Source organism: Siphonobacter sp. BAB-5405 (assembly GCF_002872335.1).
In the GTDB taxonomy this organism is placed as follows: Bacteria; Bacteroidota; Bacteroidia; order Cytophagales; family Spirosomataceae; genus Siphonobacter.
Genome location: NZ_NJAG01000017.1, coordinates 1 through 22,642, shown reverse-complemented (window position 1 = coordinate 22,642; position 22,642 = coordinate 1). Strand labels below are relative to the sequence as shown.

14 protein-coding genes are annotated in these 22,642 nt (G+C 48.9%); 11 read left to right on the top strand and 3 right to left on the bottom strand.

The features are described from left to right. Positions 1–25: 25 nt before the first annotated feature. Both BWI97_RS15120 and rpoC read left to right on the top strand, forming a co-directional pair. A complete protein-coding gene (locus tag BWI97_RS15120) occupies positions 26–1,123 on the top strand; it encodes an acyltransferase (protein ID WP_094815093.1) in 1,098 nt (365 codons plus the stop codon). A gap of 178 nt (positions 1,124–1,301) precedes the next feature. Continuing rightward, entirely contained in the window at positions 1,302–5,621 is a 4,320-nt protein-coding gene (rpoC, locus tag BWI97_RS15115; RefSeq protein WP_094815091.1) for a DNA-directed RNA polymerase subunit beta', read from the top strand. Positions 5,622–5,753: 132 nt separating this feature from the next. Here the strand turns inward: rpoC and BWI97_RS15110 are convergent, their stop codons facing one another. The 3 genes from BWI97_RS15110 to priA form a co-directional block, all read right to left on the bottom strand. Continuing rightward, the gene (locus BWI97_RS15110) at positions 5,754–6,005 is read right to left on the bottom strand and encodes a hypothetical protein (RefSeq protein ID WP_094815089.1); all 252 of its coding nucleotides are present in this window, start codon (positions 6,003–6,005) and stop codon (positions 5,754–5,756) included. A gap of 97 nt (positions 6,006–6,102) precedes the next feature. After that, the gene (locus tag BWI97_RS15105; protein ID WP_102201589.1) at positions 6,103–7,278 is read right to left on the bottom strand and encodes a DUF1624 domain-containing protein; all 1,176 of its coding nucleotides are present in this window, start codon (positions 7,276–7,278) and stop codon (positions 6,103–6,105) included. Positions 7,279–7,332: 54 nt separating this feature from the next. Then, complete coding sequence (priA, locus tag BWI97_RS15100) at positions 7,333–9,828, bottom strand: primosomal protein N' (protein WP_102201588.1); 2,496 nt, start codon at positions 9,826–9,828, stop codon at positions 7,333–7,335. Between the two features lie 148 nt (positions 9,829–9,976). Between priA and BWI97_RS15095 the strand changes: the two genes are divergently transcribed. The 9 genes from BWI97_RS15095 (at position 9,977) to trpA (ending at position 22,009) form a co-directional block, all read left to right on the top strand. After that, positions 9,977–10,693: an RluA family pseudouridine synthase gene (locus tag BWI97_RS15095; protein ID WP_094815083.1), complete on the top strand. Its 717-nt coding sequence runs from the start codon at positions 9,977–9,979 to the stop codon at positions 10,691–10,693. A gap of 24 nt (positions 10,694–10,717) precedes the next feature. Beyond that, positions 10,718–11,518, top strand: a complete 801-nt coding sequence (trpC, locus tag BWI97_RS15090) for an indole-3-glycerol phosphate synthase TrpC (RefSeq protein WP_102201587.1) — start codon at positions 10,718–10,720, stop codon at positions 11,516–11,518. Between the two features lie 49 nt (positions 11,519–11,567). Next, entirely contained in the window at positions 11,568–12,215 is a 648-nt protein-coding gene (locus BWI97_RS15085; RefSeq protein ID WP_102201586.1) for a phosphoribosylanthranilate isomerase, read from the top strand. Positions 12,216–12,381: 166 nt separating this feature from the next. Further along, positions 12,382–12,996 carry an RNA polymerase sigma factor gene (locus BWI97_RS15080; protein WP_102201585.1) on the top strand — a complete coding sequence of 205 codons (615 nt, stop codon included), beginning with the start codon at positions 12,382–12,384 and terminating at the stop codon, positions 12,994–12,996. A 168-nt stretch (positions 12,997–13,164) separates the two neighbouring features. Beyond that, entirely contained in the window at positions 13,165–14,235 is a 1,071-nt protein-coding gene (locus BWI97_RS15075; RefSeq protein WP_102201584.1) for a FecR family protein, read from the top strand. A gap of 217 nt (positions 14,236–14,452) precedes the next feature. Next, the gene (locus BWI97_RS15070; RefSeq protein ID WP_233207864.1) at positions 14,453–17,896 is read left to right on the top strand and encodes a TonB-dependent receptor; all 3,444 of its coding nucleotides are present in this window, start codon (positions 14,453–14,455) and stop codon (positions 17,894–17,896) included. A 21-nt stretch (positions 17,897–17,917) separates the two neighbouring features. Beyond that, positions 17,918–19,732, top strand: coding sequence for a RagB/SusD family nutrient uptake outer membrane protein (locus BWI97_RS15065; RefSeq protein WP_102201583.1), 1,815 nt, complete (start codon positions 17,918–17,920; stop codon positions 19,730–19,732). Between the two features lie 261 nt (positions 19,733–19,993). After that, positions 19,994–21,193, top strand: a complete 1,200-nt coding sequence (gene trpB, locus BWI97_RS15060) for a tryptophan synthase subunit beta (RefSeq protein ID WP_094815282.1) — start codon at positions 19,994–19,996, stop codon at positions 21,191–21,193. A 27-nt stretch (positions 21,194–21,220) separates the two neighbouring features. After that, on the top strand, positions 21,221–22,009 hold the full coding sequence (gene trpA / locus BWI97_RS15055; protein WP_102201582.1) for a tryptophan synthase subunit alpha: 789 nt from the start codon (positions 21,221–21,223) through the stop codon (positions 22,007–22,009). Positions 22,010–22,642 lie beyond the last annotated feature (633 nt).

Sequence of the window (22,642 nt, the reverse complement as noted above, 5' to 3'; positions counted from 1 at the left end):
CTTCTCGTGATAATTACCCCAATAAATGGAATTAAAAACCGGGTATTTCAAACAAATAGATTCCCTACGTGCCTACGCAGTATTATCAGTAATTGTTTTTCACTGGTTTTCGAAAGATAGTTGGATTAATGCATTACCGAACGGCACCATTGGAGTTACTCTATTTTTTGTAATTAGCGGTTTTTTGGTTTCTCGTATTTTGATGATGGCGAGAAACCGGATAGAGCGGAATGAACGAAGTTTCAAAACTGAGTACAAGAACTTCTTTGTGCGGAGAGCGTTACGAATTTTCCCCCTGTATTACGGGATCTTATTCGGCGTTTTTGCCTTACGCAAGTTTGCCCATATCACGATTGAAACGGACCTTTTTAAACAGCCGCTGTATTACTTTTTCTATTTATACAATCATTACCTGGACTCCACCGGAAACTGGTCGGACTTACTGTCGCCCTTCTGGAGTTTATCCGTGGAAGAACAGTTTTATATTTTCTGGCCGCTGATGTTGTTGCTGTCTCCGGCCAAACGACAGCCCTATTTCATACTGGCAGCCATCGGTATTGGGCTGGGATCAAGAGTGCTGTTGGCTTTATCCGGAAGTGGTCAGGACGGATTGGCAACCGTGTACTGCTTAGATGCTTTCGGAATTGGAGCCTTGTTTGCCTACTTGTTCACGAATAGTAGTGATTCGCATGAAGCAATTCGAAAAAAGAATAACTGGACGTTAGCCATTGGTCTGGTACTGTTTGCGGCCTGTCTGGCCTTGGATTCAGGCTCCTGGTTCGTGCTGGTATTTAAACGTTTTTCAATTGCGGCTATTTCGATGTATTTGGTTAGCGGGGCTTGTCTGGAATTTAAAGGAATATTCGGCCGGATCTTAAACAGTGAAGTGTTGATTTACATTGGTAAAATAAGTTACGGACTCTACGTGTTTCACATGCTTATTCCCAGTGTATTTGTTCCCAAGTTTTTGACGTATACGCCAGCCAGAATTACGCAACTCATTACCAGTAGTCAGAGTGTTTACGTTACGTTTTGCTTTATTTTCTTACTGGTACTAGCCAGTTTATCCTGGTACCTGTTCGAAAAACGATTTACGGATTTAAAGAAGTACTTTAAAATGTAATCGTTTGAAATCTAAAGCAGTCGGTTCACGTTACCAGTAAAATAGCATTGGAATAAGGGATATCCCTAGCGATTTGAAAGTTGGTAAAACCGCTTTCTGATCCCGATGGTTAAAGGCTGATTGATTCCTTTGAAAAGCCTAATACAGCATCATTTTCATTCCAAAACCATATTTGAAAATGTCATTAAAGAAAAACAAAAAACTAAATAGCGACTTCTCGAAGATCACTATTAGTTTGGCGTCTCCCGAATCGATTCTTGAGAATTCGTTCGGTGAAGTGACCCAGCCCGAAACGATCAACTACCGGACTTACAAACCCGAAATGGGTGGTTTGTTCTGCGAGCGGATCTTCGGTCCCGTAAAAGACTGGGAGTGTCACTGTGGCAAATACAAGCGGATTCGCTACAAAGGCATCATCTGCGACCGTTGCGGAGTGGAAGTAACCGAGAAGAAAGTACGTCGCGAGCGGATGGGTCACATCGAACTGGTGGTTCCCGTTGCTCACATCTGGTACTTCCGCAGCTTGCCTAACAAAATTGGCTACCTGCTCGGTATCTCTTCCAAGAAGCTCGACCAAATTATTTACTACGAACGGTACGTGGTCGTTCAACCGGGTGCTAAAGCCGAAGATGGCGTTCAGACGCTCGACTTCTTAACGGAAGACGAATACCTGGACATCATTGACAAGCTGCCCCGCGAAAACCAGTTGCTGCCCGACACCGACGCGAACAAGTTTATCGCGAAAATGGGTGCCGAAGCCCTGGAAATGTTACTGTCACGTATTCAGCTGGATGAGCTTTCATACGAACTGCGTCACTCCGCTGCTAACGATACGTCACAACAACGGAAACAGGAAGCCCTGAAACGTCTGAAGGTAGTAGAAGCCCTTCGTGACGCGAAGACCCGTATCGAAAACCGTCCCGAGTGGATGGTAATCCGTATGGTACCGGTAATTCCTCCCGAACTGCGTCCGCTCGTCCCTCTGGACGGAGGTCGTTTTGCTACGTCTGATTTGAACGACTTATACCGTCGGGTAATCATTCGTAACAACCGTCTGAAACGTCTGATCGAAATCAAGGCTCCCGAAGTAATTCTCCGGAATGAAAAACGGATGTTGCAGGAAGCCGTGGATTCGCTCTTCGATAACTCACGGAAAGTAAATGCCGTTCGTTCCGAAGGTAACCGTGCTTTGAAATCACTTTCAGACATGCTGAAAGGGAAGCAGGGTCGTTTCCGTCAGAACTTGTTAGGTAAGCGGGTGGATTACTCCGGTCGTTCGGTAATCGTGGTAGGTCCTGAGCTGAAACTGCACGAATGCGGTCTTCCTAAAGATATGGCGGCTGAGTTATTCAAGCCGTTTATCATCCGGAAACTGATCGAGCGTGGTATCGTAAAAACGGTAAAATCAGCGAAGAAAATCGTAGACCGGAAAGACCCCGTCGTTTGGGACATTCTGGAAAACGTACTGAAAGGGCACCCGGTACTGCTGAACCGGGCTCCAACGCTGCACCGTTTAGGTATTCAGGCCTTCCAGCCCAAGCTGATCGAAGGTAAAGCGATTCAGTTGCACCCGCTGGTTTGTACGGCATTCAACGCTGACTTTGACGGTGACCAGATGGCCGTTCACGTTCCTCTGGGACATGAAGCCGTTCTGGAAGCCTCTCTGTTAATGCTGGCTTCGCACAATATTCTGAACCCGGCTAACGGTGCTCCGATTACGGTACCTTCTCAAGACATGGTTCTTGGTCTGTACTACGTAACTAAAGGCCGTGTGCATACGCCAGAGTATCCAATCGCTGGCGAAGGCATGACGTTCTACGGTGCGGAAGAAGTAATCATCGCCGTGAACGAAGGACGCATTTCGAAACACGCCAATATCAAGTGTAAGGTACGGGTTCGTAATGAAGATGGTACGTTCGAAACCAAAATCATTGAAACCGTAGCGGGTCGTGTACTCTTTAACCAGGCCGTTCCTGAAGAAGTAGGTTACCTGAATGAGTTGTTGACGAAGAAGAAACTGCAACAAATCATTTCACACGTCTTCAAGATCGCTGGTGTAGCTCGTACGGCTCAGTTCCTGGATGACATTAAGGAATTAGGTTTCCGGATGGCATTCAAAGGTGGTCTGTCGATCGGTCTGAATGATATTAAAATTCCGGAAGTAAAAGACGAATTACTCGTTGGTGCGGAAGGTGAAGTTCAGGGCGTGTGGGACAACTACTACATGGGTCTGATCACGGATAACGAGCGTTACAACCAGATCATCGATATCTGGACGCGGGTGAACTCGAAAATCACCGATACGCTGATGAAGCAACTCGAGACCGATCAGGGTGGATTCAACTCCATCTACATGATGATGCACTCCGGTGCCCGTGGTTCTCGCGAGCAGATTCGTCAGTTGGGTGGTATGCGGGGTCTGATGGCGAAACCTCAGAAGAACTTACAGGGTTCGGTTGGGGAAATCATCGAAAACCCGATCCGTTCAAACTTTAAAGAAGGTCTGGACGTACTGGAGTACTTCATCTCTACGCACGGTGCCCGGAAAGGTCTGGCGGATACGGCTTTGAAAACGGCCGATGCTGGTTACCTGACCCGTCGTCTCCATGATGTAGCTCAGGATGTGGTTATCAACGAAGAGGATTGCGAGACGCTGCGGGGTATTACGATTTCAGCATTGAAAGAAAATGATGACGTCGTTGAACCGCTGTCGGAACGTATTCTCGGTCGGGTAACTACGTATGATGTAGTCGATCCGTTGACGGGTGAAACCATTGTGCAGGCGGGTGAACTCATCGATGAAGATAAAGCCAAGCATATCGACGAAACGAGCATCGAAAGTGTGGAAATTCGTTCGGTACTGACTTGCGAAACCCGTAATGGTGTTTGTGCCAAGTGTTACGGACGAAACCTGGCAACGGGCCGTCTGGTCAACATTGGTGAAGCCGTTGGGGTTATTGCTTCGCAATCCATCGGGGAACCCGGTACGCAGCTGACGCTTCGTACGTTCCACGTAGGGGGTACTGCTCAAAACATTGCTTTGGATGCCAGCATCCGGGCCAAGTTCGACGGTATCGTACGATTCGAAGAATTGCGGACGCTGGAAACGCAACGTCCGACGGGCGAAGATACCCTGGTAGTAATGGGCCGCTCAGGCGAACTTCAAATCGTTGGAGCTCCCGGAACGACGTATGCGGGTCAGGTATTGATTGCCAATAACGTACCTTACGGTGCATACCTGAGCGTGAAGGATGGCGAAACGGTAACGAAAGGTCAGGAGCTTTGTGCCTGGGATCCGTATAATGCCGTCATCCTGAGTGAAATCAGTGGTAAGGTAGAGTACGAAGCCATCGAAGATGGTCTGACGTTCAAAGAAGAATTCGATGAAACGACGGGCTTTAAAGAGAAGGTAATCGTAGAGAGCCGTGACCGTACGAAAAACCCGACGGTTTGGGTGAAAAATGATTCCGAAGATGGCTCACGTGGGTATAACATGCCCGTAGGTGCTCGTCTGGCGGCAGAGGTTGGAGCAGAAATCAAACCAGGTCACATCCTGGCCAAGATTCCTCGTTCGGTAGGTAAGACCCGTGACATTACGGGTGGTCTGCCCCGGGTAACGGAATTGTTCGAAGCTCGTAACCCGTCGAACCCGGCGGTTGTTTCTGAAATCGACGGCGTAGTAACGCTGGGAGCCGTAAAACGCGGTAACCGCGAAATCTTCGTTCGTGGTAAGGATGAAACCGAGAAAAAATACCTCGTATCTACCTCGAAACACATTCTTGTTCAGAATAATGACTTCATCAAGGCGGGTCTGCCGCTTTCGGATGGAGCCATCACTCCGGCCGACATTCTGTCCATCAAAGGACCGACCGCCGTTCAGGAGTATCTGGTGAATGAGATTCAGGAAGTATACCGTCTGCAAGGGGTAAAAATCAACGATAAGCACATTGAATGTATCGTTCGTCAGATGATGCAGAAAGTGGAGATTATCGACTCTGGTGACACGAACTTCCTGGAAAACCAGGGTGTAGATAAGTGGACGTTCCGTAGCGAAAATGATGCGATCCTGGATCGTAAAGTAGTTATCGACGCGGGTGATTCAGCTAACGTAAAAGTTGGTCAGATCATCACGGCTCGTCAGCTACGCGATGAAAACTCCTCACTGAAACGTCAGGATAAAGCTCTGGTACTCGTTCGCGATGCCATGCCAGCCGTATCCCGTCCGACGTTGATGGGTATCACGCAGGCGTCTTTGGGTACGGAATCCTTCATCTCTGCGGCTTCGTTCCAGGAAACGACGAAAGTACTTTCCGAAGCAGCCGTACGGGCGAAGGCCGACCGACTCGAAGGTCTGAAAGAGAACGTGATCGTAGGTCACCTCATCCCGGCCGGTACGGGTGTACGTCGCTACCAGGATCTGTTAGTAACGAATCCCGAAGAAGGCGAAAAATTCACCGAAACCAAGACGTCTTCCCGCAAGCGGAAAGAACTGGCGTAAGCTGAATAATCGATAAACTAAAAACCCCGATTGGTCTGACCAGTCGGGGTTTTTTAGTTTTTGATTGTCAATTGTTGTTAGTCAAGTTAACAGAAATCTTAAGTAAAAAATATTCGTACAAACAACAAACAACTATTTTTTCTTGGTATGTTTTTCCCGTTCGCGGGCTTCCTCTTCATCCAGAATCTCATCTACTTTTTGCTTTTCCAGCGTAGATGCTTTGGTTTCGTGGGTGGCATCGCCTTCTCCATCGGCAACAGTATCTACAATCGGCATTTCACCCGTACGCTCTACTTCCGTTAATTCGGGCGTTCCTTCGGGCAACTCAGCCGTTGGCACTGATTCTACATTAGGATCTTTCGTATTCGCTGAATGACGGCTCATGGTTTTTCGTGGTTGGTTGAGCCCTCATCCGTAAAAAGGTCGTTCCAAAGTACGCTTTTCCCCAGTAGGAATGAGGCAATCGAGGCGGGATTATGAGTTACAAATAACTCCAGATCGCTTGCGTTTGCCGTTGCTTAAATGCGGCGTAACGCTTACAGAGGGGATAGAAAAAAGCAACCACGCCCAGCCAAACCAGATATACGCCTGCTAACGAAAGTCCAATATTCGGTTCAATACCTGCGGTGCCATTCTGAAAGTTAATCTTCGCCCAGGGTATTCCCTGGTACAGATGCACCAGAATGGCGAGCGAATGAAGAATATAAAAGTGGATGAGGTAATAAAAAAGCGGCACTTTGCCGTAAATGCTCATCCAGCTCCAGCGAGGTTTTCGCTCCAGAAAAGCCAGTAATAATAAAGCCGGCCCTGTCGTCATGAGTGCGTACAGCAGCGAAGGCGGATACTTGGTCGTATTAAGAAACGAAAGCAAGGTAACACTCGGCGAGGTCTGCGGCCGCCAGGGAGTGGGGTCGCCATACGTATTCACCATACGTAGTAGAATGAAGCTCAAAACCAATCCGAAACCCAGATATAACAGCTTTTTTTGCCGTTCTGTCGCGGAAACGTCTCTTCGATACCAGCTCCCCAACGCATACCCGCAAAGCATAATGCCGACCCAGGCCAGAAATGGATACAGATTCAGAATGAGTCGTTCCGACGATAGGGGAATAGGCCCCGGTTGGTGCAGCAGAAAAAGAACGGCTTCCGCAGTAGAACCTTTGGGGAAAGTTAAGCCGTCGAGTGCGTTATGCCCCCCAACAATGCCTATCCCCAGGCCCGCTATTGCCCAAAGCGGCAAGCTCAGAAGGGCACTCAGGAGGATAAACCCCATGCCCGTCGCCCAAATCACCTGTAACGTGAGGAACGAAAACTTCACATCGAACCAGAGTCCGAAGGTAATAACCGTCAGTTCCAGAAAAATTAACCACAGCCCGCGACTAAATAAAAACCAGCGTTGCTGAGCCCGCGTTTTCTTCTGCCCGGAAAGGTAGGCGGATAGACCAGCCAACAGAATGAAATTGGGAGCACAGAAATGCGTAACCCAGCGGGTAAAGTATAGAAAATAAGAAGGCTGATTTAAATCCAGTGGGTTGGAAAAAAAGGCATTAACGTGCAAATATTCACGCGTATGATCCAGGGCCATGAGTATCATGATCAGGCCCCGAACCACATCAATGCTTTCGATACGAACGCGGGATAAAGGTAAGGCTGACATAGGTAGACGGTCAAGTAACTATTCAGTATAATCCTGATTGTCAAGGTACATCCCTTACACGGGGTCTACATCTATGACAATACTAATCCCTTTAAACTCCTTCGTCGTTATAACCTCCTCAATCGTTTCTTTTACAAATTCCTTAATGGCTTTCAAATTCAGATTTCGCTCGAACTTTAGCAGTACGTCGAACAGAAACTGATTCCGAATTCGCTCAACCAGCGGTGATTCCGGACCTTTCACCCGGTCAGTACCTACTTTTTGCAGTAACAAGGCTGCCAGTTTCTGAGCTGCGGCCTGAGCCGTTTGCTGTTCGAGATGGCGAGTGGTCAGCCGAATAATGCGGGTAAAGGGCGGATAGCCGTAAGCCTGCCGTTCCTCAATTTCTTCGGCGTAAAAACCTTCGTAATCGTTGTGAATGATCTTGGCCAGGATGGGATGCTGGGTATTGTTGGTTTGGATGAGTACTCGCCCGGTTCGTTCTTTACGTCGTCCAGCTCGTCCGGATACCTGAGTAAGCAGCTGAAATGAACGTTCGGTAGAGCGAAAATCAGGGAAATTGATCATCCGGTCCGCGTCAAAAATGGCGACCAGACTAACCTTATCGAAATCCAGACCCTTCGAAACCATCTGCGTACCCACCAGCATATCCGTTTCACCCTGTTCAAAATCGGTGATCATTTGTTGAAAAGCCGTTTTCGAACGCGTCGTATCCAAATCCATGCGTTGAATACGGGCGGCAGGGAAATGCAACTGTAAATCTTCTTCCAGCTTTTCGGTACCAAAGCCCTGCGTTCTAATTTTCGTACTGCCGCAAGCCGGGCAGGTACGGGGCAGGTGTTCTTTATGGCCGCAGTAATGGCAGCGAAGTTCGCCGTCGCGTTGGTGGTACGTCAGGCTTACATCGCAGTTATCGCATTTAGAAATCCAGCTACAATCGTCGCAGGTCAGGTAAGGCGAATAGCCGCGTCGGTTCTGAAACAGAATGGTCTGCTCTTTTTTCTCCAGGTTTTGTTCCAGTTGACGTAATAATTCACCCGAAAAATCACCTTTCATTTCCCGGTTTTTGCGGGCCTGTCTGATGTCAATGAGTTCAATGGCGGGTAAAGCCGCATTGCCAAACCGTTCCTTCAACTGTACCAGTCCGTACCGACCCTGCTGAGCGTGGTAAAAGCTTTCGATGGAAGGCGTGGCCGAGCCCAGTAGTACTTTAGCTCCCTGCATCCGGGCAATAACCAGAGCCGAATCGCGGGCGTGGTAGCGGGGAGCGGGATCATACTGTTTGTAGCTGGCTTCGTGTTCTTCGTCCACAATGATCAGACCCAGGCTGTCGAAGGGAAGGAAAATGGCTGAACGAACCCCAATGACAAACTGAAAACGCCCGGATAGTACGCCTTTCCAGACTTCCACGCGTTCATTATCCGAAAATTTGGAGTGGTAAATGCCCACCCGTTCCCCAAAAATTTTCTTCAGGCGAATGACAATCTGCGTGGTCAACGCAATTTCGGGCAGCAGATATAGCACCTGCGAACCACTTTCCAGAGCCTGTTCGATCAGGTGAATGTATACTTCCGTTTTTCCCGCTCCCGTAACGCCGTGCAGCAACACCGTATCTTTTTCCTGAAAAGCCTGCGTTACTTCCTGTACGGCTCGTTGCTGCGGCTCGGACAGCGTAGGCATGGTAGCGATGGTGCCGGTATCCTCCGCAAAGCGACTGACGACCACATCAAAACTTTCAAAGATGCCCTTCTTGAGTAAGGTTTCTAGCGAAGAATCTGAAAGTTCATCGTTCCGGGAAAACGTGGATTTGGGCGTGCCTTCCGTATTCTTTTCCGGCTCGCGTAAGGCCGGTACGTAGCGGAGGTATTCCAGCAGAATATCCAGTTGCTTGGGTGACTTTTCGAGCTGCCCAATAAGGGCCTTTAGGTTGCCCGGATCGGCATAGAACGACGTCAGTCGGATTTTGCGAACGACCTTGGGCGTATATTTTTCGCGTACTTCTTCAAAGACAATGATGGCCCGTTTGCCAATCAGTGACTTGATGAGGTGATACACATTTTTAACATCGGCAAAGCGAGCGAGTTCGTCGTAGGTCAGCGATTGCTTGGCCTTGATTTCCTCCACAATTTCCTTTTCCCGGGGCGTCAGTAAATCGGGGTGTTCGAAGTCCGGGTTGTATTGTACTTTCGACTGGCTGGAAATTTTCAAGCCCGAAGGCAAAGCTACGTTCATCACTTCGCCAATGTGGCACATGTAGTACTCTGAAATCCAGCTGAATAATTCCAGCTGCCAGCGGGTGACTAGCGGCGTTTCATCGAGTACTTCCAGAATATATTTAGCCTGATACTGCTTGGGCGGCTGGGTGTGCACCCGGGCAACCAGGGCGGTAACAATTTTCGTTTTACCAAACTGAACAATGACGCGGGCACCAATCTGAATTTGTCCGGCAAATTCGCGGGGAACGCGGTACGTAAATAAGCGGGGGACAGGAATCGGCAGAATGACGTCGGCGAACTGGGTGACTTCTTCCTGAAAATCGAGTTGATTCATACTACCAAGTTAAGACGAATGCCGGTGGAGGCATGCGGATTGCCGAATTTTAATTCCCACTCCGCGAAAACCGCTTCGGCCATTCGTCGCATATCGTATCATTTCTACCTGAGAATGTGTAACTTTGTTCTTTTCCCAAGTACACTCCATGGCAAAACCATTTAATGTCGTCTACGAAGACAACCACCTGATTATCGTCAACAAAGCCGCCGGCGTGTTGGTGCAGGGGGATCAAACGGGTGACAAGACTCTTTCCGATTACGTTAAAGACTACATCAGCGTAAAATACAATAAACCCGGAGCCGTATTTCTGGGCACGGTACACCGTCTGGACCGCCCGGTGAGTGGTCTGGTCGTGTTTGCCCGTACCTCGAAAGGACTCGAACGGATGAACGAACTCTTCCGTCGTCGGGATATTCAGAAAACCTACTGGGCGGTAGTGGGCAAACGCCCCGAGCAGAAAAGCGGTAAACTAACGCACTGGCTCGTAAAAGACGAAGCCCGAAACGTTGTAACGGCGTATGATTACGAACGGCCCGGTTCGCAGAAAGCCGAGCTAACGTACAAGCTGATTGGCGAGATGAACCACCACTTTTTACTGGAGGTAAATCCGGTTACGGGTCGTCCGCATCAGATTCGCGTACAATTGGCTTCCATGGGTTGCCCCATTCGCGGGGACCTGAAATACGGGTACCCCCGGCCGAACCCCGATGCCAGTATTAACCTGCACGCTCGCCGCCTGTACTTCATTCATCCCATCAAGAATGAACCGATTATCTGCAAAGCGGCCGTACCCCAAAATTCGTTCTGGGAAGAATTCCTGGAATTTGATGAAGAAGTAAACGAAGCTATTTTTCACGGATAACCAGTCAGTACCGTATCTACCCCTATGAATATTCTTGAAAAGATCGTTCTGCACAAACGAAAAGAAATTTCCCAGGCCAAAGCCAACATTGCAGCCCGCGAACTGGAGTTGTTTCCCGCTTTTAGCCGTACCGGAAATTCGCTGAGCGGTCAGTTACGGAAAGAAAACTCCACGGGAATCATCGCCGAGTTTAAACGTAAATCACCCTCGAAAGGTACGATCAACGATCGGGTACAGGTAGAAGAAGTGACCCTGGCCTACGCTCAGGCCGGAGCCGCGGGATTATCGGTATTGACGGACGAAGAGTTTTTCGGCGGAGATGCTGACGATTTAAAGCTGGCCCGTAAATCGAACCCTAAAACGCCGATCCTACGCAAGGATTTCATCGTGGATGAGTACCAGATTCTGGAAGCCAAAGCCTGGGGTGCCGACGTTATTCTGTTGATTGCCGCCTGCCTCAGTCCCGAAGAAATCAAGCACTTAGGACAGTTTGCTCAATCCCTGAATCTGGAAGTACTGCTGGAAGTACACGATCAGGAAGAACTCGAACGCAGCCTGAACCCGCATCTGAACCTGGTGGGCGTCAATAACCGGGACCTGAAAACGTTCCAGGTTTCAGTTGATACCTCGCTGCAACTGGTTGAACAAATCCCCAATGAGTTTGTTAAAGTGTCAGAAAGTGGCCTGAGCAGTGTGGAGACGATTCATCAGTTATACGCAGCCGGATACCGGGGCTTTTTGATTGGAGAAAACTTCATGAAAACGCCCGTTCCCGGAAACGCCCTGGCCGACTTGGTGGGAGGCTTGCAATACGTAACCTTATAGCGTACGTACCGTTTTTCCCCTTTGTTGAACCTATAAATCCGAGACACCTATGCGAATTAAAGTATGCGGAATGAAAGAGGAGGAAAACCTTCGGGACGTACTCGAGTTACAACCGGATTACGTAGGGTTCATTTTTTACGAAAAGTCGCCCCGGTTTATGGGGGAGACGCTTGACGCCGAGGTGGTCAAAGATCTGCCGAAGTCCAGTCGAAAAGTGGGTGTATTTGTCAACGCCAGTATCGATCAGATTCTGCGTACGGTGAAAAAATACGGATTGGATTTTGTGCAGTTACACGGAGAGGAAACGCCGGATTTTTGCCGGAGCCTTCAATTTAAAGGGATTAACATTATTAAAGCTTTTCGGGTAGATGAGACATTCAATTTTACACAACTGAACAATTATAAACCCGTTTGCGATTACTTTTTATTCGATACCAAAGCGGCCGAGTATGGAGGCACAGGTCTTTCCTTCGATTGGCGTTTGCTGGAGCGATACGATAACGAAAAGCCTTTTTTCCTGTCGGGCGGTATTGGCCTGGAAGATGCCGAAACGATTCTGGAACTGAAAGAACGTAGTAACCTCCGGATTCACGCCGTTGATGTCAATAGCAAATTCGAGACGCAGCCCGGTATTAAAAATATCGAAGCACTTCGGGCATTCATCGAACGACTGAAAGTGGAAGCGATTGAAGCATAAGCGTGATTAGTCATTACTAGAAAACCGCCTTTTCGTATATTCGGGAAGGCGGTTTTTTGTGAAAAGTCAAAATGTTTCGTACAATTCGTAGGTGAAATAGTTATATTTAATGTCTTTTTAGCAACTGCATTAGCTACCCATCGGCTATTACTACCCGGCTCTACCCATGAAAAAGAAAGTGGAATTATCTGAACAGGAGCAGAACGAGCTTTGGCTACGCTTTAAAACCGGGGATGCCGAGGCATTAGGGGTGTTGGCACGTTCGCACTTCAGGCTACTTTTTAACTATGGTCTTCAGTTTACAAAAGACCGGGAATTCATCAAAGATGGGATTCAGGATTTATTCTTGGAATTATGGAGCCGACGGGAAGGCCTCCGCGAATCACCCTTCGTGACCATTTACTTACTGAAAGCCCTTCGTAATAATTTACTGCGAAAACTTCGGCAGGATAAATGGCTCCTGGAGGCTGAATCTGTGGAAAGCCAGGATGTATCCGACTGGCTGACGCCCGAAAGTCAGACGATTCAGTGGGAGGTTTCCCAGGAAAATCAGGATCGGCTTAAAGCAGCATTGGCTCAATTATCGCCCCGTCAGCAGGAAATTATTTTCCTACGCTTTTACGAAGGCTTGAGTGCGGAGGAAATTACGGAGGTCATGAAAATCAATCCGCAGTCGGTTTATAATCTGCTGCATTCGGCTCTCAAACAATTAAAGACTTCCTGGATACCCGAGTCTAATCTCTTCTTTCTGGCCCTGTACCAGCTTTTGTCAGCGGATTGACAGCTGCCAACTAGTAGCTCTTCTTCCTAACAGACCGGGTTTTTACCGAGGACTAATGGAGCGTCCGTGAAGACTTTGCGGGCATTTCACTATTTTTTATAAAATTTTTACAAAAACATCAGTAGAACTAGGAGAGAAGGTACTGTTTCATACAGTAACGCCTCAACTATGGATTATTCTTCATACGGAGCAAACGCGTTTGCCCAGGATTATTCCTTTCAGCAGTGGATACTGAAGAAGGCCCAGCCGGAAGAGCAAGCCTTCTGGGAAACGTATTATGCCACGCACCCCCAGCAGCAGGCGGCCATGACGCAAGCCCGTAACTGGATTCTTTCGTTGCACGAAGCGTATGAAGACGTGGCGGAAGAAGAGGTGGACGAAGAAATGAATCGATTAGTCGAAACCGCTCGGCAGCGTACGCCGCGTCGCTTGATCAACTGGCCGCGTATAGTCTCCAGGGTAGCGGCGGTACTGGTGCTGAGTTTAGGGGTGGCAGGCTGGCTGTTTTATCAATCTGGACGAGAAGAAACGGTATCGCTGGTCAGTCAACGGTTCGAGGAGGTTCCTTTCTGGGAAAAGGAAAATACCGGATCAAGGCCCTTATTACTTTCGCTCGACGATGGCAGTACCGTACTTCTACAATCCCAGAGCCGGATTCGGGTACCTAAATCGTTTGATCCGGCCCGCCGGGAAGTTATACTGGAAGGGGAGGCTTTCTTTGAAGTCGCTAAAAACCCGAAGCAACCCTTTTTTGTATATGCACAGGGACTGGTAGCCAAGGTACTTGGGACGAGTTTCAACATCATTGCTCGAAACCGCAATGTGACGGTGATTGTAAAAACAGGCCGCGTAGCCTTGTTCCCGGATCGGGATAAGGAAGCCGCCCAGGCGAGTACGGAGCTAACCGGCCTAATACTGACACCCAATCAGCAATTGACGTATCAATCCGATCAACTAAAGTTTACGAATGTTCAAACGCCCGAGTATTTACCCTTGCCCATTCAGAAACTGAATTTTGATTTCAAGCGAACGCCCTTATCGGAGGTGTTTGCCACCTTGGAAAAGGCCTACGGCGTTACCATTCGCTACGATAAAGAAACACTGGGTAACTGCCAACTGACGGCTTTGCTTGGGGATGAGCCGCTTTCAGAAAAAATGAATTTAATCTGCCGTACCGTAGAAGCTAGTTATACCCTGACCGATAGTCTGATTACCGTGAAAGGCCAGGGCTGTCGTTGAAGAAACTTTTCTGCTTAATCTCTAAACCTATATACGCTAAACCTCTTGCTTGATCTATGAAGTAGTGCTGCTTGCCTGACCAAAAAATCGGCGAATGCTGGAACATTCGCCGATGGTCTTTTCCCCTTCATTTTTCGGTCGACCGGAACATCCGCTGGAACGGATGGAAGGGATTGTATTTGCTAATTCTGGAGAACCAACAAACCCGTTCAAATTTATGGTAAAACGTAGACATTCCTGTCGGATTCTGCTGAAAATCATGCGAATCGCTCTACCACAATTCATTCTGGCCACCGTCTTTGCTACGCTTTCGCTGGCGAAAGATGGCCGTGCCCAGGAAGTACTTAATCAGAAGATTACCGTGCATGTTTCCAATCTGAATATGGAAAAAGCACTTGAAAAGATTGAACAGACGGCCGGTATACGGTTCATGTACAGTCCCCAGCTCATTCAGGCCAATCGACTTATTTCTCTGAATGCCAACGAAGAAGTTCTGCTAACGGTACTCGAACGATTGCTGCGTCCGAATAACCTCACCTACGAACTGATCGATCATCAGGTGATTCTCCGGCGGGTCAACACTACGGAAGAGCTGGTCGACGTAGCTCCGAAAGATCGGATCATCAGTGGTACCGTCGTTGATGAGAAAGGGCAGGCCATTCCCGGCGTAAACGTTCAGATCAAAGATCGGAACCGCGGTACGACGACCGATAGCAAAGGGCAATACAAGCTTTCCGTACCCGAATCGGGTGCTATTCTGGTGTTTTCATCCATTGGGTACCAGGGAGGAGAAGTGGAAGTCGGTAGCCGATCCGTCGTCGATTTTACGATCAAGGAAACGACGCAGGCCCTTACGGAAGTAGTGGTCATCGGTTACGGAACCCAGCAAAAGCGGGATCTAACCGGGGCTGTATCCCAAATCAAGGCGGCTCAGATTGAAAACGAAAATCCGAATACCGTACAGGACATGCTCCGGGGCAATGCTGCCGGTTTGAACGTAGGGTACGATGCTTCGGCGAAAGGTGGAGGTGATTTGCAGGTACGCGGCCGGACTTCGCTTAATGCCAGTTCTTCGCCCTTGTTAGTCGTCGATGGCGTCATTTATTACGGAGCCCTGTCGGACATCAACCCGAATGACATTGAAACCCTCGACGTACTGAAAGATGCCAGTTCGGCCGCCGTATTCGGAGCAAAAGCGGCCAGTGGGGTCATTTTGATTACGACCAAACGGGGCAAAAGTGAAAAGCCGACCATCAGTGTAGATGGAAATGTGGGCATCAGTACAGTCGCTCGCAATCAGCCCGTGTACAGTCCGGAAGGCTACGTACGCTGGCGGGAAGATGTGCTGAGAAGTCAGAACGTAAATGCCAAGCCGTACCAGTTTTCCAATCCGGATAACCTGCCTTCGGACGTGCCTTTACAGCAATGGCTGGGTTACGACGGATCAACGGGTAACCCAACGGACGTCTGGCTGAACCGCCTGAAATTTCAACCGATTGAGATTGAAAACTACAAGGCTGGACGGTCGGTAAACTGGTACGATAAAGTGTTTCAGGCGGCCCGTCGGCAGGATTACAACGTCAGCATTTCCGGAAAGAAAAACGACATTTCGTACTACTATTCGCTGGGGTATCTGAATAATGAAGGGATCATCACTGGCGATAAGTTTTCGACCATTCGTTCCCGGTTCAATTTAGAGGGTAAAATCGCTTCCTTCCTTTCTGCTGGGATCAACGCCCAGTTCTCCGACCGGGATGAAAGTCAGGTAGCCGCCGACTGGACGCAGATTACCAAAGCCTCGCCCTACGGTTCCGAATACGATGCTCAGGGCAATTACCGCTGGAGCCCGCAGGACGATCCCGGCGGCGGTAGTCGCCACCCCTTTTTGTCCATGACATACACCGATCGGCTTCGGAAATACAATACGCTGATCTCTACGCTGTTTGCCAAGGTGACCTTGCCGCTGGGGATTACGTATCAGGTCAATTTCACTCCCCGGTTTGAGTGGTACCGGAACTTCAACCACGAATCGTCCAAACACCCCGAATGGGCTAATGTGGGCGGACGGGCTTCGCGGGAGCAGAATATGGTGTACAACTGGCAGGTTGATAACTTGTTCAAGTGGAATAAAACGGTTGCCGACATCCACAACTTCGATGTGACGATGCTGATCAACGCGGAGAAATTCCAGAGCTGGAACAATAGCATCCGCAATAACGGTTTCGAACCCAGCGATAACCTGGGCTATCACCGCGTGGAGGCTGGTATCAATCCCATCGTAAGTAGTAATGATGAGTACAGTACCGCCGATGCTCTGATGGGACGACTGTTCTATTCACTCAAGCAAAAATACTTGCTGACCTTATCCGTACGCCGGGATGGCTATTCGGCGTTCGGGCAGGCCAATCCACGGGCCTGGTTCCCTTCCATTGCGGGGGGCTGGGTATTTAGCGATGAAAATTTCGCCAAAAGCTCCTGGCTCAATTACGGAAAACTTCGTCTGTCCTGGGGAATCAACGGAAACCGGGATATTGGTCGGTACGTCGCCCTTTCTGATCTGACGACGGGTAAATACCTGATGGTTCGCAACGACGGAACGGTGTATCAGGTATCCCAGCTCTACGTGAACCGGATGAATAATAAGAACCTGAAATGGGAAAAAACCACAGCCTATAACTTCGGTCTGGATTTTTCACTATTCAACGGAAAGCTGGACGGTTCGCTGGAAATGTACCGCATGTCTACCCAGGATTTGCTGGTGCAACGGACGCTGCCCGACATTCTGGGCTTCAGTTACGTCTGGGATAACTTGGGTGAAGTACAGAACAAAGGGATGGAAGTGAACCTGAACGGTCGTATTCTCCAGCAGCAGAATTTCTCCTGGCGGGCTAGTGTCAACTTCTCGCTTAACCGTAATAAGGTAGTACATCTCTACGGCGATAAAATCAATGTAACCGATGCGAACGGCAATGTAACGGGTCAGCGGGAAGCCGATGATATTTCGAACCGCTGGTTCATCGGCCAGGCTCTGGACCGCGTATGGGATCAGAAAGTGGTTGGCGTCTGGCAAACCTCCGAATCCGAGGAAGCAGCGAAGTACGGCGTACGACCCGGTGATTTCAAAGTACAGGATGTCAACGGCGATTATAAGTACACCGATGCCGATCGACAGTTTCTGGGGTACACGGCACCGCGATTCCGCTGGACGTTACGTAATGAATTTACGTTGTTCAAAAACTTCGACATCTCCTTTATGATGTACTCGTACTGGGGACACGTGAGTTCGTACAATATGGCGAAAAATCAGGGTTTAGCCGATCGAACGTCTTCGTATGTGTTTCCGTATTGGACCGCGGAGAACCCTACCAACGACTACGCCCGACTGGCCTCCAGCAATGGAAGTGCCAACTTCAGCGTCTACCGCAAGAAGTCATTCGTTCGACTGGACAATATTTCCATGTCCTACAACCTCCCGAAAGCACTGATTCAGAAAGTGAATATGCAACGGGTACGGGCTTATTTCTCGGTTCGGAACGTAGGCTTCTACGCTCCCGAATGGAATTACTGGGATCCGGAAAACGGCTTACGGGATTCGGATAACAACGCCATCACCGGACCTACCCCACGAACTTATACGCTGGGATTAAATCTGACTTTGTAAAAGCCTCTAGACGAAACACGTATGAAAAAATATACCAATGGCGTACTGCTGGCGGCTTTGCTGGCCCTGGGTAGTGGGTGTGCCAAAGACTGGCTGACCCCCAAACCGCTCTCTTTTTACGCTCCCGAAAACACGTTCATCGATGCCAATGGCATGGAAGGAGCCCTGGTGGCCTGCCTTCGGAACATGCGGTACGAATGGTACGGCGACGGAGCCCCGATCATCACGGAAACCATATTTTCGGAAGTAGCCATCGAAGGAACGACCGATAAATCAGGTCCGGCTCAGGACCTGAACCTGATGATTACGCCCGACGCGAACCTGAATTCGACGGACTACAATAAGATTGGCTGGTACTGGTATGAAGGATTTAAGGGCATAAAGTACGCCAACGTAGTCATTTCCCGGATTGATGATGCCAAGTATGCCTCGGAAGTGGAACGGAATGCGGTACTTGGGAAAGCTTATTTTCACCGGGCGTATCGGTACTACAAACTGACCCAGCAATTCGGGGACGTTCCTTTGATCCTGAAAGAAATTACGGAACCCAAGCTGGATTTCTATTCCACCAAACGCGAGGTCATCTTACAGCAAATGAAAGAAGACCTGGAGTTTGCCGAGCAGTGGGTACCCGACAATGTGGACAAGGGCGAAGTAACCAAAGGGGCCGTTAGTCACTTGCTGACGAAAGTAAATCTGGCTCTCGGCAAATTCGACGATGCCATCAAGTCGGCTAGTAACGTGATCGACGGAGGCGTGTACACGTTAATGAAAAACCGTTTTGGCGTGGACCGGAATAACGCCTCCCGCAACGTGATCTGGGATTTGCACCGTCCAGAAAACAAATCACTGGCCGAAAACCGCGAAGCTCTGATGCTGGTCATCGACCGCATCAATATGGATGGAAACTTTGAAGGCGGCATGCAGATTATGCGGCAAACCGTACCGCAGTGGTACAACACGATCAATACGCCCAGTGGTCGCAAAGGCACCAGCGACGCCGCCGACATTGAACTGGACCAGTCGACCATCTACGGTCGCGGCCTGGGCCGTTGCCGGGGAACTCGCTACAGTACCCAAAACATCTGGACGGACCCCAAGGACTTACGCCACGTGAAGGGCAACTGGATGACGATGGAAGATCTGGTGTACAACCATCCGGACCTGAAAAAGAACAACGATCCCTATTACGGGAAACCCCTGCAACTCTACAACGCCACTGGCGTACGCCTGAGTACAGATACCATCCGAAGCTGGTTTGGCTGGCCGCATTATAAGCTATACGTACCCGATCCGCAGACCAAACCTGCTCGTGGCGGTAACTCGGATTGGTACGTATTCCGCCTGGCCGAAACCTATCTACTACGAGCGGAAGCCTATTACTGGAAAGGTAATCTCGCTAGTGCCGCAATGGACCTGAATGCCGTACGGACGCGGGCGGGAGCGAAGGAAATGGCTCCGGCGGATGTCAACATCGGTACCATTCTCGATGAGCGTGCTCGGGAGCTGTACTACGAAGAAGGTCGTAAAACGGAGCTAACCCGTATGGCGTATCTCTTTGCCCTGACCGGAAAGGCGGCCTACAATGGGAAAACGTACAATCTGGAGAACTTTTCGGAAAACAATTTTTTCTACGATCGGATCATGGAGAAGAATGAGTTTTACAACAAAGGCGTCGTAACCAACCATGGCGATCGCTATACCATGAGTCCGTATCACGTGCTCTGGCCGATTCCCCGCAACGCCATTCGCTCCAATACACAGGGACGAATCAATCAGAACAAAGGGTACTCGGGTTACGAGGAAAACGTTCCGGCTTTGACGAAGATTGAATAGGAAGGCGGCGAATGGGATTTCTAAACTACTCCTATGAAAATTATGAAGTAAGTAATAGGGTAGAAAACAAAAAACTTTTAAGTTTGCCTTATCAATGTATTTCAAACGAAACATGAACAATTCATTCGCAAAAGCATGGTGGTGGCAGCTGAGAAATCTCGGTTGAGCAGCCCTCTTTTGCGTACATGGACTAGTCCTTATATACACGCCCGCTGTTCAGCCGAACAGCGGGTTTTTTATTAGCCAATGCATTCGAATCGTATGAAAATTGCAGACCAGGTTACCAGTGCTTTTCAGGTGAACGAGCGGGGATATTACGGACCTTACGGTGGAGCCTTCATTCCTGAAATGTTGTACCCGAACGTAGAAGAGTTACGGGAGAACTATTTAACGATCATGGCTGATCCTTCGTTTCAGGCTGAATTTGAATACCTGTTACGGGATTACGTCGGTCGCCCAACGCCCTTGTACTTTGCCGAACGTCTTTCGGAAGTGTACAACACGAAAATCTATCTCAAGCGGGAAGACCTCTGTCATACCGGTGCTCACAAAGTCAACAATACCATCGGTCAGATTCTGCTGGCAAAGCGTTTGGGTAAAAACAAAATCGTAGCCGAAACCGGAGCTGGTCAGCACGGCGTAGCAACGGCGACGGTTTGTGCTTTGATGGGTATCGAATGTATTGTATACATGGGCGAAATCGACATCGAACGGCAGGCTCCCAATGTAGCCCGGATGAAAATGCTGGGTGCGGAAGTACGACCCGCCACGAGCGGTTCGCGTACGCTGAAAGATGCGACCAACGAAGCCATGCGTCACTGGATTAATAACCCCGTCGATACGCATTATATAATAGGTAGTGTCGTAGGTCCGCACCCGTATCCGGATATGGTAGCCCGCTTCCAGTCGGTCATCTCGGAAGAGGTACGCAATCAGCTCGCCGAAAAAACGGGTTCTGAGTTGCCCGATTATGTAATTGCCTGCGTTGGCGGCGGTTCCAATGCGGCAGGTGCTTTCTATCACTTCCTGAACGATGCATCGGTGAAATTAGTAGTGGCAGAGGCAGCGGGTAAGGGCGTGGAATCGGGCCATTCGGCAGCGACTACTTTCCTAGGGAAACCCGGTGTTTTACACGGAAGTCGCAGTATCCTCATGCAAACGGAAGATGGCCAGGTCGTAGAACCCTTCTCGATTTCGGCGGGTCTGGATTATCCGGGAATCGGTCCCATGCACGCCAACCTGGCGACGAGCGGTCGCGGCATCTTCAAGGCCATTACGGATGAAGAAGCCCTGGCGTCCGGCTTTCAGCTGGCTAAACTGGAGGGAATCATTCCGGCGTTGGAATCCGCCCATGCTCTGGCGTGCCTGAAAACCCTGAATGCTTCGCCCGATGAAGTAGTCGTAGTGAATCTGTCCGGTCGCGGTGATAAGGATTTAGCTACCTATATGAAATACCTGTAAGCCCCAACCATCAAACCGAAGCAATCGATGAATCGCATTACTCAACTTTTTCAGCAGCAATCGCAAAAGTTGCTCAATGTCTATTTTACGGCGGGTTACCCCCAGCTCAACGATACGCGTACCATTTTAAAGAATCTGCAGGAAGCAGGGGCCGACTTAGTTGAAATCGGAATGCCGTACTCGGATCCGGTAGCGGATGGGGAAACCATTCAGGCTTCCAATCAACGGGCTCTGGAAAATGGCATGTCGCTGAAAGTCTTGTTTAGTCAGCTGGAAGGCATGCGGGACGAGATCCACGTTCCTGTATTATTGATGGGTTATATCAATCCTGTACTTCAGTTCGGTGTGGAGGCCTTTTGTCAGAAGTGTCAGGAGGTAGGTGTAGATGGGCTAATCCTACCCGATATTCCGGCGGATGTCTATGAAGAAGAATTCAAACCTACGTTTGAAAAATACGGTCTGCTCAACATCTTCCTGATTACGCCGCAAACCACGGAAAAACGAATCCAGTATATCGATGAGGTATCGCAGGGCTTTATTTATATGGTATCGTCGGCCAGTATCACCGGAGCCAAGACGGGCATCAGTGCCGAACAGGAAGCCTACTTCGACCGCATTGCCAGCCTGAACCTGAAAAATCCGCGTCTGATCGGATTCGGTATCTCCGATAATCAGTCTTTCGAGCAGGCCAGCAAAAATGCTAACGGAGCTATTATCGGAAGTGCCTTTATCAAAGCCATTAGTCAAGGCAGCGATTTACCCAGTACCATTCAAACATTCGTACAGGGAATCAAAGGTCCTGTTACTATTATATAAATAGAGTATACTATATATATAAATAGAAGGGATCTAGTAAACGAGCTTAAGGTACCGAAACGATTTATAGGACCTGAGTAACCTGACTTAGAAGCGAGATTACGATTATAGAACTTGAAAGGAGCGACTGTTCATCAAACAGTCGCTCCTTTCGTAAAGGCCCAAACCGTAGAAACTAGCTACCCGTAAGGAATGTTTTGACGAAGATACTGAGGTAAAAGGGGCAGTGGATGTGGATTTTTTGAATCGCATCGCAACTTTTTTTGGACTTAAAATTCTGATAATCAGTAATGAGTTAGAGGATTTTAAAAAAACTTTGATTTCACACTTGACAAGGGGGATTTTCTTAGCTTATCTTTGCACTCCCAAACGACGGGAAAGGCACTGGAAAGACGGTGTAAACACTTGAGGCAAAGGCAGTTAAGCGAGGGATGAGGCGGTGGAAAGAAGCGAAGAAGCTGAAAATAAATTTTCACTTTTTTCTTGACAAGCGGCTTAGAAATGACTTACCTTTGCAGTCCGGTTTTGAAAGTAGGGTCGGCAGTAAAAGCGAAGAGAGAAAGGAAGTGAGAAGTTGGATGAGGGGTTTGGTTTTCAACGGAAAGCTTGAAAAAATAAATTTCAACTTTTTCT

Coding starts and splice junctions, on each gene's coding strand:
- BWI97_RS15085 (WP_102201586.1), top strand. CDS start 11,568: ATGCGAATTAAAGTATGCGGAATGAAAGAGGAGGAAAACCTTCGGGAC.
- trpA (WP_102201582.1), top strand. CDS start 21,221: ATGAATCGCATTACTCAACTTTTTCAGCAGCAATCGCAAAAGTTGCTC.
- trpC (WP_102201587.1), top strand. CDS start 10,718: ATGAATATTCTTGAAAAGATCGTTCTGCACAAACGAAAAGAAATTTCC.
- trpB (WP_094815282.1), top strand. CDS start 19,994: ATGAAAATTGCAGACCAGGTTACCAGTGCTTTTCAGGTGAACGAGCGG.
- rpoC (WP_094815091.1), top strand. CDS start 1,302: ATGTCATTAAAGAAAAACAAAAAACTAAATAGCGACTTCTCGAAGATC.
- priA (WP_102201588.1), bottom strand. CDS start 9,828: ATGAATCAACTCGATTTTCAGGAAGAAGTCACCCAGTTCGCCGACGTC.
- BWI97_RS15105 (WP_102201589.1), bottom strand. CDS start 7,278: ATGTCAGCCTTACCTTTATCCCGCGTTCGTATCGAAAGCATTGATGTG.
- BWI97_RS15065 (WP_102201583.1), top strand. CDS start 17,918: ATGAAAAAATATACCAATGGCGTACTGCTGGCGGCTTTGCTGGCCCTG.
- BWI97_RS15110 (WP_094815089.1), bottom strand. CDS start 6,005: ATGAGCCGTCATTCAGCGAATACGAAAGATCCTAATGTAGAATCAGTG.
- BWI97_RS15080 (WP_102201585.1), top strand. CDS start 12,382: ATGAAAAAGAAAGTGGAATTATCTGAACAGGAGCAGAACGAGCTTTGG.
- BWI97_RS15070 (WP_233207864.1), top strand. CDS start 14,453: ATGGTAAAACGTAGACATTCCTGTCGGATTCTGCTGAAAATCATGCGA.
- BWI97_RS15075 (WP_102201584.1), top strand. CDS start 13,165: ATGGATTATTCTTCATACGGAGCAAACGCGTTTGCCCAGGATTATTCC.
- BWI97_RS15120 (WP_094815093.1), top strand. CDS start 26: ATGGAATTAAAAACCGGGTATTTCAAACAAATAGATTCCCTACGTGCC.
- BWI97_RS15095 (WP_094815083.1), top strand. CDS start 9,977: ATGGCAAAACCATTTAATGTCGTCTACGAAGACAACCACCTGATTATC.